The 251-nt window shown below is 33.5% G+C and carries 1 protein-coding gene; it reads left to right on the top strand.

Going from position 1 to position 251, the window contains the following annotated elements; all coding sequences use genetic code 11:
* Positions 1 to 69 precede the first annotated feature (69 nt).
* The coding region (locus tag QP420_RS06705; RefSeq protein ID WP_269564666.1) for a hypothetical protein at positions 70 to 251 on the top strand (182 nt) is incomplete at its 3' end.

The following is a 251-nucleotide window of genomic DNA, read 5'->3' as shown; positions in this document are numbered from 1 at the left end:
CTCTCTAGAAGAGAAGAGTTTGAAAGCTCACTCAAGCCCTCTAAATCATGACTAGTCTTGGAGGTCTAGATGAATACTGAAGATAAGCTAATGCTAAAAGTTGATCGATTACTTAGTCATGATGCGTTAAATCAACGCAATATTTTAAATAATTGGGAAAGACAATTTTTAACAAGTGTTTTAGCTATCTATAGGAGGATCAATAAATATTCTTTAGTTGGGCTATCACCAAAACAGAAAAATGCAACGTA

Source organism: Bifidobacterium sp. UMB1197 (assembly GCF_030217745.1).
GTDB lineage: Bacteria > Actinomycetota > Actinomycetes > Actinomycetales > Bifidobacteriaceae > Bifidobacterium > Bifidobacterium vaginale_B.
The sequence above is the reverse complement of the archived record's forward strand: the minus strand, read 5'-3'. Positions and strand labels throughout refer to the sequence as shown.